The 16,113-nt window shown below is 69.7% G+C and carries 13 protein-coding genes; 10 read left to right on the forward strand and 3 right to left on the reverse strand.

The features are described 5' to 3' along the window. Positions 1-146 precede the first annotated feature (146 nt). Complete coding sequence (locus ABT130_RS17550) at positions 147-833, reverse strand: nucleoside/nucleotide kinase family protein (RefSeq protein WP_350956555.1); 687 nt, start codon at positions 831-833, stop codon at positions 147-149. Between the two features lie 122 nt (positions 834-955). Between ABT130_RS17550 and ABT130_RS17555 the strand changes: the two genes are divergently transcribed. Beyond that, positions 956-1,456: a SigE family RNA polymerase sigma factor gene (locus ABT130_RS17555; RefSeq protein ID WP_350956557.1), complete on the forward strand. Its 501-nt coding sequence runs from the start codon at positions 956-958 to the stop codon at positions 1,454-1,456. Next, a complete protein-coding gene (locus ABT130_RS17560) occupies positions 1,453-2,706 on the forward strand; it encodes a TolB family protein (RefSeq protein WP_350956559.1) in 1,254 nt (417 codons plus the stop codon). The genes ABT130_RS17555 and ABT130_RS17560 overlap by 4 nt, the downstream gene beginning before the upstream one ends. A 57-nt stretch (positions 2,707-2,763) precedes the next feature. Here the strand turns inward: ABT130_RS17560 and ABT130_RS17565 are convergent, their stop codons facing one another. Then, a complete protein-coding gene (locus tag ABT130_RS17565; RefSeq protein WP_350929266.1) occupies positions 2,764-3,498 on the reverse strand; it encodes a GntR family transcriptional regulator in 735 nt (244 codons plus the stop codon). Between the two features lie 137 nt (positions 3,499-3,635). Here ABT130_RS17565 and ABT130_RS17570 point away from each other — a divergent pair, with 137 nt between their 5' ends. From ABT130_RS17570 to ABT130_RS17590, 5 genes are all read left to right on the forward strand, one after another. Then, positions 3,636-4,922: an extracellular solute-binding protein gene (locus tag ABT130_RS17570; protein WP_350956560.1), complete on the forward strand. Its 1,287-nt coding sequence runs from the start codon at positions 3,636-3,638 to the stop codon at positions 4,920-4,922. Positions 4,923-5,016: 94 nt separating this feature from the next. Beyond that, entirely contained in the window at positions 5,017-6,006 is a 990-nt protein-coding gene (locus tag ABT130_RS17575) for a carbohydrate ABC transporter permease (protein WP_350956562.1), read from the forward strand. Beyond that, on the forward strand, positions 6,003-6,833 hold the full coding sequence (locus ABT130_RS17580; protein ID WP_350929273.1) for a carbohydrate ABC transporter permease: 831 nt from the start codon (positions 6,003-6,005) through the stop codon (positions 6,831-6,833). The genes ABT130_RS17575 and ABT130_RS17580 overlap by 4 nt, the downstream gene beginning before the upstream one ends. 57 nt (positions 6,834-6,890) lie before the next feature. Next, on the forward strand, positions 6,891-8,186 hold the full coding sequence (locus ABT130_RS17585) for a beta-N-acetylhexosaminidase (protein WP_350956564.1): 1,296 nt from the start codon (positions 6,891-6,893) through the stop codon (positions 8,184-8,186). Between the two features lie 23 nt (positions 8,187-8,209). Beyond that, positions 8,210-9,613 (forward strand): cellulose binding domain-containing protein, encoded by a 1,404-nt coding sequence (locus ABT130_RS17590; RefSeq protein WP_350956566.1) that lies wholly within the window; start codon positions 8,210-8,212, stop codon positions 9,611-9,613. A gap of 153 nt (positions 9,614-9,766) precedes the next feature. Here the strand turns inward: ABT130_RS17590 and ABT130_RS17595 are convergent, their stop codons facing one another. Beyond that, positions 9,767-12,280 (reverse strand): serine/threonine protein kinase, encoded by a 2,514-nt coding sequence (locus tag ABT130_RS17595; RefSeq protein WP_350956568.1) that lies wholly within the window; start codon positions 12,278-12,280, stop codon positions 9,767-9,769. A gap of 329 nt (positions 12,281-12,609) precedes the next feature. Here ABT130_RS17595 and ABT130_RS17600 point away from each other — a divergent pair, with 329 nt between their 5' ends. The 3 genes from ABT130_RS17600 (at position 12,610) to ABT130_RS17610 (ending at position 15,972) form a co-directional block, all read left to right on the forward strand. Beyond that, positions 12,610-13,038, forward strand: coding sequence for an RrF2 family transcriptional regulator (locus ABT130_RS17600; protein ID WP_350956570.1), 429 nt, complete (start codon positions 12,610-12,612; stop codon positions 13,036-13,038). Between the two features lie 64 nt (positions 13,039-13,102). Next, positions 13,103-14,281 carry a globin domain-containing protein gene (locus ABT130_RS17605; protein WP_350956572.1) on the forward strand — a complete coding sequence of 393 codons (1,179 nt, stop codon included), beginning with the start codon at positions 13,103-13,105 and terminating at the stop codon, positions 14,279-14,281. 488 nt (positions 14,282-14,769) lie between these two features. Continuing rightward, a complete protein-coding gene (locus ABT130_RS17610; RefSeq protein ID WP_350956574.1) occupies positions 14,770-15,972 on the forward strand; it encodes a cytochrome P450 family protein in 1,203 nt (400 codons plus the stop codon). Positions 15,973-16,113 lie beyond the last annotated feature (141 nt).

Below are 16,113 nucleotides of genomic sequence, written 5' to 3' on the forward strand. Positions count from 1 at the left end.
CACGACCTCAGCCCGCGGGGACTCGGTACCCCGCTCCCCGCGGGCGAGAGGCCGCTCGATCAGGAGTTCGCCGGGCTGGGGATCCCCGCACCGGCTCCCCGCCCGCGGGCGTTCCGGAGCCGGGACGCCCGCAGGAAGGCTCCCGGTCAGCCGGCCGTCTTCTCGGGGGAGCCGACCGAGCGAAGGACCGCGTCGGGGATGACGAGGTCGGCACGGGAGCGGGTGGTGGCGACGAGGTCCGCGTTGCGCTGGTCGGTGCCCAGCACCCAGGCGACCGCGTCGTCGCGACCCTTGCCGAAGTACTCGTGGCGGGAGACGAGGCGGCGCACCCGCTCGTCGGGGCCGAGGTCGCAGTACCAGACCTCGTGGAGCTGCGGCCGTACGCGTGACCAGTCGCCCTGGTCGAGCAGCAGGTAGTTCCCCTCGGTGACGACGAGCCTGGCGGCCCGGGTGACCGGGATGCTGCCGGCGACCGGCTGCTCCAGGTCGCGCTCGAAGGCCGGCGCGTAGACCATGTCGTCCTCGTCCTCGCGCAGGCGGCGGAGGAGTGCCGCGTAGCCGGCGGCGTCGAAGGTGTCGGGCGCCCCCTTGCGGTCGCGGCGCCCGAGCCTGTCGAGCTCGACGTCGGCGAGGTGGAAGCCGTCCATCGGCACGTACGCCACCCACTCCCGCGCCGGCAGCCCCTCGGGAGGCGCCGGGCGCAGCATCTCGACCAGGTGCTCGGCGAGGGTGGTCTTGCCGGCCCCCGGACCGCCGGTGATGCCCAGCAGCGCGCGGTGCCCCTCCCGTACGAGAGAGCGGGCCCGAGCGGCGAGTTCGTCGAGGGAGGTCATCTCCCCGAACCTAGCCGAGCCGCCCCCCGTCCTCCAGCCCGGGTCGTACGCCTGCCGGAACACGATGCAACACTTTCCCCCCCTTCGCCGTCTAGGTCGTGACGATCGGGAAGGGGCGACATTTGGAAGACGAGCCCGGCTTTGACGACTTCGTGGCCGAGCACGGTGAGGCGCTGCTCCGCTACGGGTATGTCCTGACCGGCAACCCCCACGATGCCGCCGACCTCACCCAGGAGGCACTGACCCGGCTGCGCGACGCGTGGTCTCGGGTGCGGCGCAAGTCCGACGCGCACAGTTACGCCCGGACCACGATGGCGCGGTTGCACATCAGCATCTGGCGGCGGCGCAGACGCGAACACCTCACCGGGGAGCCGCCCGAGCGGAGCTGGCAGGTGGTCTTCCCCTCCGACGAGGAGCAGGGGCTCTGGCAGGAACTGGCCGCGCTGCCCCGCAGACAGCGCGCGGTGCTGGTACTGCGCTACTACGAGCAGCTGACCGACGCGGAGATCGCCGAGGTGCTCGGCATCTCCATGGGTACCGTGCGCAGCCAGGCCTCCCGGGCGCTGGCCACGCTGCGTTCCTCCCTCTCCCACTCACCGGCGGCCTACGGGAGCAAGCGATGACCGACATCGAGGAGAAACTGACCCGGGTCCTGGCCACGGCGGCGGACCAGGTGCCCCGGCGGACGCCGTACGAGTTGTCCGAGGTGGTCGGCGCGCGATATCGCCGCAGGCGGGCACGGCCTGCGGCGCTGCTCGCCGCCGTGGCCGTGCTCGTGGTGGCCGGCGGGGCGGGTGCGGCGGTGAGAGCCCTGGGGGCGCGGGCCGTGCCGGAACCCGCGGTGAACGCCACGGGCACACCGGGACCGACGCCGCGGCCGGAGCCCGAGCCAGCGGAGAAGCTGCCCCCGCGTATCGAGCGGGTATGGCCGCGAGCCCTGCACAAGATCCCCGCCAAGCTGCCCGACGGCCGGGAGTACCACCCGCAGCTGCTCCTCGACGATCGCACGCTGCTGGTCATGACGGGGGTGTCCGACGGGACGAGGCAGTTCCTGTGGACCTACGACCTCGCAAGCGGCAGACCCACACGGATCGCCGAGATCCCCCCCACCCGAGGGTCCGCGATCTTCGCCGATGGCGTCGCCGCGGGCGGCGGGAACATCGTCTGGTGGGCGTCGTACAAGAAGCCTGGCGGGCAGCGGGTCGCCCGGATCTGGACGGTGCCCACCGGCGGCGGTCGGCCGCGGCAGGTGACCGACGTTCAGTTGGAGAACGTGATGAAGCAGGGGCACATCCGCGCACTGGCCGTGGTCGGCTCGGACGTGGTCTTCTCCCGTGAGAGCGGCGGGGTCTACCGGGTGCCGCTGCGCGGCGGCGAGCCGAGAGCGGTACCGGGTACCGAGGGGCGACACCTCCTGCAGTGGCCGTGGGTGGGCCGGCACACCAAACACACCGATCCCAGCAAGCTGGTCGCCTTCAGCGAGCTGTTCAACGTCGAGACGCGGAAACGGCGTGACGCCGTGGTCAGGCCCGGCGAGAGTTTCGTCAGGTGCGGCGTCAACCTGTGCTCCGGCACGATGCCGCCGGAGGGGGAGCTCCCGCGCCGCTTCGTCCGCGACCGCGACGGTTCACGGGAGCGCGCACTGCCCCGGAACGTCCAGCTGGGCGATGATCCCGGGCTGGAAAGGTTTTTCAAGCTGATCAACCAGAAGGGCGTCGCCCTGTACGACATGGTCACCGGTAGGTCCGCCGATCTGGGCATCCGACCCGCCAAGGACGGAAGCACCGAAATCCCCGACGGCGGCCTCGACCGGCTGATGACCTACCGGATCGGGGACAGGATGCACGTCGTGGACCTGGCCGCGATCAGGTAACGGTTCCGGGGCACGCGGGAGCGGCCCCGGGACCGGCCTCCGGCTGACCCGGCGGGGTCAGCCGGAGTCGGCGTTGAAGGAGAGTTCCGAGGTCACCCGGTAGCGGTCGCCCCGGTAGATCGAGCGGGTGAACTCGACGATCCGGCCGCCGACGTCGCGGGTGGTGCGCTCGAAGAGCAGGGCCGGGGCGTGCTGGGGGACGTGCAGCAACTTGGCCTCGGTCTCGTCGGTGACCGTGGGCTCTATCGTCTGCACCGCGGTGCGGACGTCGACGTTGAAACGTTCCCGGAGGAATCGGTAGAACGACCCCGACTCCATGTCGGCCGGGACGAGGCCGTCGACCAAGGCGTGCGGCAGGTGGATGCGCTCGATCGCCATGGGCTCGTCGTCGACGACGCGTAGCCGGACGACCCTCAGGACGGGGTCGGCGGGAGAGAGCTGGAGCCGGGAGGCGAGCCGCGCACCCGCGGGGGCGGAGCCGAACTCCAGGATGCGGCTGAGCCAGTTGCCCTCGGCGGGTGGCGCGTAGAACGAGTTGCCCGTCGTCGACGCCAGCGCCTGGGTGACCCGGTGCGGCCCGGTGAAGGTGCCGCGCCCCCGCTCGCGGACGAGCAGCCCCGACCTGACCAGATCGTCGATCGCCGCGCGCACCGTGGGCCGGGAGACTCCGAGCTCCCTGCAGAGATCCCGCTCCGAGGGGATCGCCTCGCCCGGTTTCATGTCGGCGATGAAGTCGAGCAGGACATCGCGCACCCGGTCGCGCTTGAGCCCGGACCTCATGTTTAGCGTCACGCCCCCACCTTACCTAGACCTTACCTATTTGTTACCAGTCGTCCGAGAAAAGACAAGCCTTGACGACGGAACTGGTAAGAGCCACCCTATGCGGAGCAGGCCAATTACTTACCAATACATGACCTCTGGGAGTACCGATGGGGCATCGCCTCCGCGCCACCGCGGCAGTGCTGACACTCGCCGCCGGCCTCACCGCATGCGGCTCCGCCGAGCCGTCACCCTCCGCGGACTCGCCCGGCTCGGCCGGCACCGGGAAGGGCGCCACGAACCTGACCGTGTGGGTCATGCGGGACAGCTTCTCCGACGCCCTGCTCGACCGCTTCCGCACCGACTATCTGGCGGCCCACCCGGACGTCACCCTCGACATCCAGGTCCAGGAGTGGGACGGCATCGGGCAGAAGGTGACCAGCGCCCTGGCCAGCAATGACGCCCCGGACGTCATCGAGGTCGGAAACACCCAGGTCGCCGAGTACGCCGCCAGCGGCGGGGTGAAGGACCTCACCGACAAGGTCGCCGACCTGGGCGGCGGCGACTGGCTGCCCGGCCTGGCCGAACCGGGCAGGATCGACGGGCGCCAGTACGGCATCCCGTGGTACGCCGCCAACCGGGTGGTGATCTACAACAAGGACCTGTTCGCCAAGGCGTCCATCACCGCCCCGCCGAAGACGAGGCAGGAGTGGCTGGAGATCACGGCCAACCTCAACAAGGGCGGCGACCAGGGCATCTACCTGCCCGGCCAGAACTGGTACACCCTGGCGGGATTCATCTGGGACGAGGGCGGCGACCTCGCGGTCAACGAGGGCGGCACCTGGAAGGGCGGCCTCGGCACCCCCCAGGCGCTGGCCGGCATCGAGTTCTACCGGACCCTCCAGTCGCTGGGCAAGGGCCCCAAGGACTCCGACGAGGCCAAGCCGCCACAGGCCGACGTCTTCGCCAAGGGCGACGTCGCCCAGCTCATCTCCGCGCCCGGTGGCGCGGTGGCGATCGAGAAGGCCAATCCGGAACTGAAGGGCAAGCTCGGGTTCTTCCCGATCCCGGGCAAGACCGCCGACAGGCCGGGCGCGGTGTTCACCGGCGGCTCCGACCTGGTCATCCCCGAGGCCTCGAAGAACCACGAGGCGGCCTACCAGGTGGTCAAGGCACTGGCGGGCGAGAAGTTCCAGGTCGACATGGCCAAGGAGATGAGCTACGTGCCCAACCGCGTCTCCCTCGCGGGCGCGCTGAGCGGCAACGAGGCGACGGCCGCGATGGCGGCGGGCGCCGCAGGTGGACACGCCACCCCCAACTCCCCCAACTGGGCCGCGGTCGAGGCCAAGAACCTGATCAAGGAGTATCTGACCAGGGTGCTCACCGGGGGTGACGCCGCCACCGAGGCCGCCAAGGTGGACCAGGGCATCGCCGAGATCCTCAACACCAAGTCCTGACACCCGACCACCCGGCTTCCCCGCACCGTCCGCACAACCCGTGCCGGTCCGCGCAAGCCTCACACCCCCCGTACCGTCCGCTCCGAGGAGTGCCATGCCCGCTGCCTCCCAGGCCCCGCCCCGGCGGCGTGCCCGTGACCGGGACGCCACCGCACCCGCGCCGCCCGCGCCGCGACCCGGCGCGCGGCCGTCCCGGCTGAATGGCCTCTGGCCCTACCTGCTGATCGCGCCCACCCTGGCGGGCACCGCCTACCTGCTGCTCTACCCGCTGGTCCGCAGCGTCGTCATCTCCTTCCAGCACTTCAGGACCGGCGAGTTGATCCGCGGCGGGGCGGCGTTCGTCGGCCTGGAGAACTACACGCGGGTGCTCGGGGGGGCGGAGTTCTGGGCCGTGGTGCGCAGGACCCTGCTCTGGACCGCCGTCAACGTCGTCCTCATCATGGTCGTCTCCACCGCGGTGGCACTGATGATCGCCCGGCTGGGCCGCAGGATGCGGCTGGCCGTGATGGGCGGCCTGGTGCTCACCTGGGCGACCCCCGTCCTCGCCGCCACCACGATCTTCCAGTGGCTCTTCCAGTCACGGCTGGGGGTGGTCAACTGGCTGCTGGTCACCTTGGGATTCGAGTCCTTCAGGGACTACACCTGGTTCGCCCACGGCACCTCCACCTTCGCCATCCTGGTCGCCCTGGTCGTCTGGCAGTCCGTGCCGTTCGCCGCGCTCACCCTGTACGCGGGCCTGACCACCATCCCCGCCGAGCTGTACGAGGCCGCGCGGATCGACGGCGCGAGCGGGCGGCAGGTCTTCACCACCGTCACCTTCCCCATCCTGCGGCCGCTCTTCGGCCTGATCACCTCGCTGGAGGTGATCTGGGTGTTCAAGTGCTTCGCCCAGATCTGGGCGATCAGCAAGGGCGGCCCGGAAGAGGCCACCACCACCCTGCCCGTCTACGCGTTCCAGGTCGCGCAGTCACTGCACAGGTACGACCTCGGCTCGGCGATCTCCAGCCTGACCGTGCTGATCCTGATCGCCCTCCTGATCACCCATCTCCGGCGGATGCTCAAGCACGAGGGAGAGCACCTGTGACCGTCCCGCTGCGCCGCGTACCGCTGAACCTCGCGGCCCTGACCGTGCTGGCCGTCTCGGTCTTCCCCGTCTACTGGATGGTGCTGACCGCGTTCAAACCCACCAGGGACATCCAGTCGCAGACCCCGACCTTCTGGCCCGCCCACCCCACCCTGGAGCACTTCGCGACCGCGGTGAGCGCCGACGGTTTCTGGACGTTCTGGGGTAACAGTCTCACCGTCACCGCGAGCGCGGTGCTGCTGGCGCTGGTGGTCGCGCTGCTCGCCGCGTTCGCGGTGGCCCGGATGCGCTGGCGCGGGCGCAGGGCGTTCGTCCTGATGGTCTTCATCGCCCAGATGGCCCCCTGGGAGGCGCTGCTGGTGTCGATGTTCATCATCGCCCGCGACACCGGGATGCTCGACAGGCTGTCGATGCTCACCCTGATCTATTTCATGACGACGCTGCCGTTCACCATCGTGACCCTGCGCGGGTTCCTCGCCTCGATCCCTCCCGAACTGGAGGAGGCGGCGCTGATGGACGGGTGCGGCAGGATGGCCGCCTTCCGCCGGGTGGTCCTGCCGCTGCTCGCCCCCGGCCTGATGTCCACCTCCCTGTTCGGCTTCATCACCGCGTGGAACGAGTTCGCCTTCGCCAACGCGCTGATCATCAAGAACCAGGACGACCGGACGCTGCCCGTCTGGCTCTCCTCCTTCAGCAACGTCTTCGGCACCGACTGGGGCGCCACCATGGCCGCCTCGACCCTCTTCATGCTGCCGGTGCTGCTGATCTTCCTCGTCCTGCAGCGCAGGGTCACCTCAGGGATGATCGCCGGCGCCGTCAAGGGATAGGTCCCACCGTCCGTCCACAGGCGCGCCCTTCCGGGGCGCCGTGAAGGGAAGACCAACGTGATCATTCCGAGGCCACGGGAAGTGGTCGTCGACGGGGGCTCCGTCGCGTTCCGGCGGGACCTGCTGCGGCTCATGCCCGACGATCCGTCCCTCGACGAGGAGGGCTACCGCCTCGACGTCTCCCCCTCGGGCGTCGAGCTCACCGCCGGCGGCCCGGCCGGCCGCTTCTACGGCTCGCGGACCCTCGCCCAGCTGGGGCCCGAGGTGCCGTACGGGACGATCGAGGACCGGCCGAGGTTCGCCTGGCGCGGGGTGATGCTGGACGTCGCCCGGCACTTCATGCCCAAGGCGTTCGTCCTGCGCCTCGTCGACCTGCTCGCCGAGCACAAGCTCAACGTGCTGCACCTGCACCTGACCGACGACCAGGGATGGCGGCTGGAGATCGAGCGCCATCCCAGGCTCACCGAGGTCGGCGCCCGGCGCGGGGGGTTCTACACGCGACAGGACATCCGGGAGATCGTCGCCTACGCGGCGGAGCGCTTCGTCACGGTGGTGCCCGAGATCGAGATGCCCGGCCACGCCCAGGCCGCCATCGCCGCCTACCCCCACCTGGGCAACGCCCCGTCCCGCCGGCTGGAGGTCTGGTCGGAGTGGGGCATCAGCGAGCACGTCCTCAACCTGGAGGAGTCCACGGTCCGCTTCTGCCAGGACGTGCTCGACGAGGTCTGCGACCTCTTCCCCAGCACGTACGTGCACGTCGGCGGGGACGAGTGCCCCACCACCGAGTGGGAGCGCAGTCCGGCGGCGCGGCGGCGGCTGGCCGAGCTGGGGCTGGCCGGACCGCGGGACGCGTGTGCCTGGTTCATCGGCCGGATGGCCGCCCACCTGGAGAAACACTCGCGCAGGCTGGTCTGCTGGGACGAGCCCGACCGCGCGCCGACGCCCGGCACGACGGTCATGGTCTGGCGGGACGAGCAGGCCGACCGTGGTGACAACGAGATCATCCTGGCGCCGCACACCCGGACGTACTTCGACTACCGCCCCTCGGCCGCCCCCTTCGACGAGCAGCCGGCCGAGTCGGACTCACCGACGGTCCAGGAGCGGGTCCTCACCCTGGCCGACACCTACGCGTTCGCACCCGACCCGGCCGCGCGGGGCGTGCAGTGCCAGTTGTGGACCGAGTACATGCCCACACCCGAGCGGGTCGAGTTCATGGCCCTGCCCAGGATGTGCGCCTTCGCCGAGGTCGCCTGGGGGTCGCCCGGCGACTACCCCGACTTCCTCCGGCGGCTCGGCCCGCACCTCGCCCGGCTCAGCGCCCAGGGCGTCCGTGGTGGGCCGCTCATTCCCTAGCACAACCCAGGAAAGGAAAGCACGTGCGCAGAAAGCTGTTACTCGGCGGGCTCGTGTCCGCCATGCTGCTCGCCCTGGTGGGCGTCGCGGCGAACCCGGCCAGCGCCCAGCAGTCCCTCAGGCTCCAGTACAAGACGAGCGCCACCGGCGCGACCGCCGACCAGGTCGAGCCGTGGTTCAACCTGGTCAACAGCGGCACCTCGGCCGTGCCGCTGAGCGGTGTGAAGATCCGCTACTACTTCAAGACGGACTCCGGGGCGACGCAGTACCGTTTCGCGTGCTCGTGGGCCGTGGTCTCCTGCTCCACGGTCACCGGGGCCTTCGGCACGCTCTCGCCCGGAACGGCCACCGCCGACCGCTACCTGGAGGTGGGCTTCACCTCGGGGAACCTAGCGGCCGGGGCGCAGACCGGTGACCTGCAGCTGCGCTTCTACCGGTCCGACTGGCAGCGGATCACCCAGAGCGACGACTACTCCTTCGGCCCGGCCCGCACGACCTACGGCGACTGGACCAAGGTCACCGTCTACCAGAACGGCGCCCTGGTCTGGGGCACCTCTCCCGCGGGTGGCGACCCGTCCCCGTCGCCGACCCCGTCGGTCCCGCCCACCAACCCCGGGGGCAGCGGGGTGGTGTTCGACGACTTCTCGTACGGCAACGCCGACGACCCCAACCTCACCGCGCACAACTGGACGGTGCGCACCAACAGCGGCGGTCCCGGTGTGCCCGGCGCGACCTGGCCCAAGCAGAACGTGACCTTCCCCACGGTCTCCGGCACGAACAAGGCGCTGCAGCTCAAGGCGGTCACCGACGGCACCGGTGCGGGCACCCAGCAGTCGGAGGTGCTGCACCAGCGCAAGTTCCTCGAAGGCACCTACGCGGCCCGGGTGAAGTTCTCCGACGCCCCGGTCAGCGGCCCCGACGGTGACCACGTCGTGCAGACCTTCTTCACGATCACCCCCCTGGCCTTCGACATGGACCCCGACTACAGCGAGCAGGACTTCGAGTACCTGCCCAACGGCGGCTGGGGCGAGCCCGGCAACATCATGTACACCACGTCGTGGGAGACGTACCGCAACGAGCCCTGGGAGGCGGTGAACGTCCACACCGAGGTCAGGCAGAGCTACGCGGGCTGGCACGACCTGGTCCTCCAGGTCTCCGGCGGCCAGATCAGGTACTACATCGACGGCGCCCTCTTCGCCGAGCACGGCGGCATCTACTACCCGGAGACGGTGCAGTCGGTCAACTTCAACCTCTGGTTCATCAGCGGCGGCCTGGTCGGCAGCTCCACCCCGCGCGACTACGTCCAGCAGGTCGACTGGTTCTATCACTCCAAGAACGAGGTGGTCGCCCCCGCCGAGGTGCTGAACCGGGTCAACGGCTACCGCTCCGCCGCCACCTCCTGGGTCGACACCGTCCCCAACCCCTGAGATCCCTGTCCGCACGACCAGGACGCACGGCCCGCGCCCGCCTATGGCGCGGGCCGTGCCCCTTTCTCTTTCCCAGGCGCCGACGCTTCCATGGACCTTCGGGCCGGGCAACCGACCGCGCCCGGCGAGCGTCGAGGCGCGGCGTCCGTCCGCTCAGCCGCCCCTGGCGTAGCTCAGCGCCTGCTCCTTGTACTCCTCGTCGTCGGTGCTGGCGGCGAGCACCCGCTTCACCTTGCCCTTGAAGTCGACCACCAACGCCTCGTAGCCGGCGCTCTGCCTCCGCCAGGCCACGATGTGCCGGTCGTCGTACCAGCCGAGGACCCGATCGGTCGCGAACGGGATCCGGGCCTGCAGCTTCGCGTCGGCGGCGGTGGACCGGAGGCAGATCTCCGCGGTCTCCCCGCAGTACGTGATCATCAGCGTGCCGGACGGGCTGACATGGTCACCCTCGACCCAGACCGGATCGCCCACGTCGGAAAGGGTCTGCAGTACGGTACCCCGCAGGTCGTAGAAGCGGATGCGATTGGTGTCCTTGGTGACCGCCCAGCTGCCGACCGCCCGGCTGTCACTCCGCCAGAAGTAGCCCCAGGTCCCGATGTCCTTCTCCTTCACCCGGACGACCGAGGCCCTCTTCGTGGCGATGTCGATGATCGCGTACCCGTAGACGCGCGAAGCGGTTTCGCCCTTGCTCGGCCCGTACAGGGTGACCAGTCCCTTGGTGCCGTCCGGCGACCAACGCGGGTAGAGCGCGATGGTCCTCCCCTTGACGATCTTTACGTCGCTCTGCGCCCCGGTCTTGTGGTCGACGATCGAGACGACCTCGTAGTTGTCCGCGCTGTAGTACTGGTGCACGGCGAGGGCATGGGTGCCCGAGGGGTTCAGCGTGTAGTAGGCGCGCGCTTCGTCCTTGACGAACTCGTCGGTATCGGTCTTGCGGGTGTAGTCGTGGCGCACGTCTCCCTTCCACACGTAGTAGGAGGCGAGCTTGATCGGGTCCTTGTCGCTCTCGTGGATCGTGATGGAGCTGGCCGGCAGTTTGATCTTCCGGTCCGCGGGCGGGATCGAGGGGACGGCCTGGGTGGGAGTGGCGCTGGGAGTGGTGGCCGCCCGCGAGCCGGTGCCCGTTCCGGGGACGGTTCCGTTCTGGACCACCACTGTGATCGTCACCGCGACGAGCGTGAGCGCGAGCCCGGCGCCGGACGCGATCCAGACCCGGCGCATGCGCCTTTTCCGGCCGGGGGACGGCTGCGCCCCCGGCGTGGCCGGAAAGACCGCTCCCTGAGGCGTGCCCCCGTACGGCGGCGGGTACCCGCCCGGCCCGGTTTGGTGAGCCGCATACCTTCCTGGCCCGGTTTGGTGCGGCGGATAGCCGCCCGGATCGACCTGGTGCGGGTATCCGCCCGGCTCGGTTTGGTGCGGCGGATAACCACCCGGATCGACCTGGTGCGGGTATCCGCCCGGCCCGGTTTGATAAGCCGCATACCTTCCTGGCTCGGCCTGGTGCGGCGGATAACCACCCGGTCCGGCCTGGTGCGGGTATCCGCCCGGCCCGGTTTGATGAGCCGCATACCTTCCTGGCTCGGCCTGGTGCGGCGGATAACCGCCCGGCCCGGCCTGATGCGGGTATCCGCCCGGACTGGCCCAGTGCGGCGCGTACCCGCCCGGCCCGGCCTGGTGGGGTGGGTGGCCTTCGCCGCCTGTCCGATACGGCGTCCCGGTCTGTGGTCCGCCCGGGTAGGGGTGATGCTCGGGTTCGGTCCGCTGGGCCGCGGCGGCCACGCCCTCGGCGAGCATGCCCGGGGCCGAGGCGAAAGGCGACGCGCCCGGACCGCCCAGACCGTCCTGCGCGCCCGGACCGGCGTGGCCCAGCAGGCGCATCAGCGCCTCACCCGCCGTCGGACGCAGGCTCTCGTCCTTGGCCAGACACCGCCCCACCAGGTCACGCAGCGCCGGATCGGCGATCCCCGACAGATCCGGCTCGGCGTTGAGAATCCGGTTGAAGATCGCGGGCAGGCTGTCGGCACCGAACGGCGGCTGCCCGGTGGCCGCGAAGACCATCGTGCCCGCCCAGGCGAACATGTCGGCGGCCGGACCCGCGGCCTGCCCCGCGAGCTGCTCGGGAGTCATGTAGGCGGGTGTGCCGATCGCCGTCGAGGTCAGGGACGAGGTGCGATCCAGGGCCTTGGCGATGCCGAAGTCGATCACCCGGGGGCCGTCGCCGGCCAGCAGCACGTTGGCCGGCTTGAAGTCACGATGCACGATCTCGGCCTGATGGATCGCCACCAGCGCGGTCACCGTACCGATCGCCAGCCGGTGCAAGGACGCGCCCTCACGGGGACCCTCGGCACCGACGACATGTTCGAGCGTCGGCCCCTCGATGTACTCACTGACGATGTAAGGCCGCTGCTCCTCCATCCCGGTCTCGATCACCGCGGCGGTGCAGAACGTCGCCACCCGCCGGGCCGTGTCGACCTCACGCACGAAACGCTCCAGCGCCTCCCTGTCCTGGGCCAGATCACCACGCAGCAGCTTGACCGCGACCTGAGCCCCCGCGGGGGCGACGCCCAGATACACAGTCCCCTGACCGCCCTCGCCCAGGCGCGCGGTGAGCCGGTACTCCCGCACCTTCTCGGGGTCCCCGGGCCGCAGAGGCACAAGGTCCGGCATGACGACATCCTCCTTCACGTCATGAGCACCCACGTGAGACCTCGTACGGGCTCAGCGCCAAAAGTTCAGGATCACAGTGCCCACTTGTGCCTCACTTGGAAGCCGGCGGAAACACCTGGCCACGAGGGGGCTGTCGACCGGCAGGGCACAGACCGTACGGCTACCGGACCACCTCCATCCTGGGCGGACAGCGTCCCCAACCCCTGAGATCCCTGGCCTCTCCCTCCCATATGGCCCCCGCCTTCCCCGGCGCGGGCCGTGCCTGCCTCCCCCCTCCAAGCCACCCCCCTGAATCGGTAACCGAGATTCATATTTGTTACGGTTCTGTCGTGCGATTGACGAAGTTCACGGATCTGGCACTCCGGGTGACCATGCGGCTGGCGGTCGCCGAACCCGGCACGGTCCTCACCACCAGACAGGTGGCCGACGCCATGGCCATCCCCTACACGCACACGGCCAAGGCCATCGCACGCCTGCAGCATCTGGGGGTGGTGGACGCCCGCCGGGGGCGCGGCGGCGGGCTGGAGATGACCGGCTTCGGCCGTAAGGCCTCGCTGGGATGGCTGGTCCGCGAACTGGAGGGCGAGGAGGAGGTGGTCGCCTGCGAGGGTGACACCCCGTGCCCGCTGCGGGCGGCCTGCCGCCTGCGCGGCGCGCTGCGCGACGCCCAGCGGGCCTTCTACGCGACGCTCGACCCGCTCACCGTGGACGATCTGGTCACCTCGCCGACCGGCCCGGTGCTGATCAATCTTTCCTGAGACCCGCCCTCTCTTTCGTCACGCATTTTAATATGAAGATCATTTACCAATTAAAGGAGAAGAGATGCTTTCCGTTGAATCGGCAACGACGGTCCGGACCACGCTGCCCGCCGTCCAGCGGGCCCTGGAGGAGATCACCGGGCGGTTCTACGCGACGATGTTCGCCGACAACCCGGACCTGCTGAGGAACCTCTTCAACCGCGGCAACCAGGCCAGCGGGGCGCAGCGCCAGGCACTGGCCGGGTCGATCGCCGCCTTCGCCACCCTCCTGCTCGACCGGCCGGACGAGCGGCCCGACGCGCTGCTCTCCCGCATCGCGCACAAGCACGCCTCACTCGGGGTCACCCCCGACCAGTACCAGATCGTGCACAAGTACCTCCTCGCCGCCATCGCCGACGTGCTCGGCGACGCCGTCACCCCCGAGGTCGCGGCGGCCTGGGACGAGGTCTACTGGCTGATGGCCAACGCGCTGATCGCGCTGGAGGCGCGACTGCTGCGCGAGCCCGGCGACCCCTGGCTGCGCGCCACGGTCCTGGAGCGGCGACGCCAGACACCGGACACCGTCTCCTTCACCCTCGCCCCGTCGATCCCGCTCGCCTTCGCCCCCGGGCAGTACATCAGCGTCGGGGTCACCCTGCCCGACGGGGCACGGCAGATCCGGCAGTACAGCCTGTCGTGCGCCCCCGAGCGCGGTGACTGGCGGATCACCGTCAGGTGGGCCCGCGGGTCAGGACCCGACGGCGAGGTCTCCGGGTGGCTGCACGCCAACGTCCAGGCCGGGGACGAGCTCACCATCTCGGCGCCGTACGGCGACCTGACCCTGGCCCCGGGGGACGCCCCGCTGCTGCTCGCCTCCGCCGGGATCGGGATCACCCCCATGCTGTCGATGCTCGACCACCTCGCGGCCACCGGCTCCACCCGCCAGGTGATCGTCGTTCACGCCGACCGGAGCCCCGCCGACCACGCCCACCGCGAGGAACTCGTCCGGCTGGTCGCCGAACTGCCCGGCGCGACCCTGCACCGCTGGTACGAGGAGGCGGGCGCGTGCTCCTGCGACCCCGCGCCCCGTATCGGGTACGCCGATCTCGGCGCGATCGACCTGCCCGACGGCCTCGTCGCCTACCTGTGCGGCCCGCTGCCGTTCATGCGCGGCGTGCGCGCGGACCTGCTCCGCCGCGGGGTGCCCGCCCGCGACGTCCACTACGAGGTCTTCGGCCCCGACCTCTGGCTCGGTCAGGACTGAGCACGCTCCCGGCCGACGGGGACGCTCGGCGCCGGCGGTCGACACGGCACGCCGGCGCGGCGGCCACCGGGACACCGCGGATCGAATTCGCGGCCTTTTCCGCCGCCGCCTTTCCAGGCGCCGTCGTCTCATATATCGGCAACAGAATCGGGGCTCGAAGTTGGCATCGACTTAAGAATGTCTTGGCATCCTCCGGCCAAGCCCGGAGGGGAGGGAACCGGTGTTAACGGCCCCGCCGCGGCACAGGCCATATTCGACGTCGAGGGATTGACACAAAGGCAGCGCAGGGTGAGATGATGCGTCTCGCTGCTCCGGCCGGAACAGCGAATATTCCCTCCGGCAGCCCTGACGAAAAAACTCCCCACACGATTCGAAGCCGACCTGCCGAAACACCGTCCGCCCTTTCCGGTTAATCGGCACGGCTTCATATCGAGCGTTCGTCGCAAAAAATCCCGTACCGCACGACCGTAGAGAAAAGGCCCGGCAGGATGAACACACCCCCTGTTTTCACACCGGACTTCTTCCAGAATCCTTATCCCACCTACAGATGGCTCAGAGAGAACCATCCCGTTTTCCGGACGACCATTCCGTTCACCGATGTCGGCGTGTGGCTGGTCAGCAGGTACGAGGATGTCAGGGAGGGTTTCGCGGACGCCCGCCTCAGCAGCGACTATCGAAACGCGTCCCCCGCTTTCACCGAAGCCTCGCTGGCCTTCGGCTCAGGGACGATCGCGGAACGCTCCATGGTCAATCTGGACCCGCCGGACCACACGAGGCTGCGGAAGCCGGCGACCGCGGCCTTCAGCGGCCGGAGAGTCGCCCAGTGGGAAGCGGCCATCGAGAAGATGACGGATGCCCTCCTGGGCGCCGTGCCGACGGGCGAGCCCGTGGACGTCATGAGCCACCTCGCCACCCCGCTCTCGGTCGGGCTGATCTGCGACGTCGTGGGCGCCCCGCCCGGCGACCGCGCGAGGCTGCGGGAATGGGGAGACCTGATGTTCACGGCCGACCCGGCCGAGCGTCACCTGGCGCACGGCGCCATCGAGTCCATGCTCGCGTATACCGGCGACCTCATTCTTCGGAAGAAAGACGATCTGGGCGCCGACCTGCTGTCCGATCTGATACGAGCAAGCCAGACCCCCGGGGCGCTCGACGAGGACGAGCTTCTCACCACGGTGTTCGGGATCATCGTGGCCGGATACGAAACGTCCATACGCCTGGTCGGAAGCACCTTCCTGGCCCTGCTGGACCACCCGGAACAGCGTTCACTGCTACGTCGGGATCCCACGCTCATCGATTCCGCGATCGAGGAGGTGCTCAGGTACGACGGCCCCACCGCATCGCCCATGTGGCGTTTTCCCACCACAGACGTGGAGATCGCGGGAGTCACGATACCGGCGCACGAGCCGATCCTGCTGCTGGTCGGATCGGCGCACCGGGACTCCGCCCACTATCCGGCTCCCGACAGTTTCGACATATCGCGGGAAGACAAGCGCCACCTGGCGTTCGGGCATGGAATTCATCGCTGCGTGGGGGCACAGCTGGCACGCCTGGAAGCGAAGATCGTCATCGGCAGGACGCTGGGCCGGTTTTCGAGGATGTCGCTGGCCGTTCCCCGGGGCGATGTCGTGTTCGCGCCGTCTTTGATCATGCGTGGCCCGGCACACCTGCCGTTGGTCTTTGAGAACTGATCACCCGCGCGAGAAGGCGGATGTGCGCGACCTGGCCCCGGACCCTCGCCTGGAGAAGGTGGAGGTGCTCACCTGTTTCATGATGGGCCACGACTTCTGGCCGCGAGAGCGGTGCGTGGCCTCGCTGCGCCGGCTGCGCGA

It is taken from the genome of Streptosporangium sp. NPDC001681, assembly GCF_040298085.1.
GTDB lineage: Bacteria > Actinomycetota > Actinomycetes > Streptosporangiales > Streptosporangiaceae > Streptosporangium.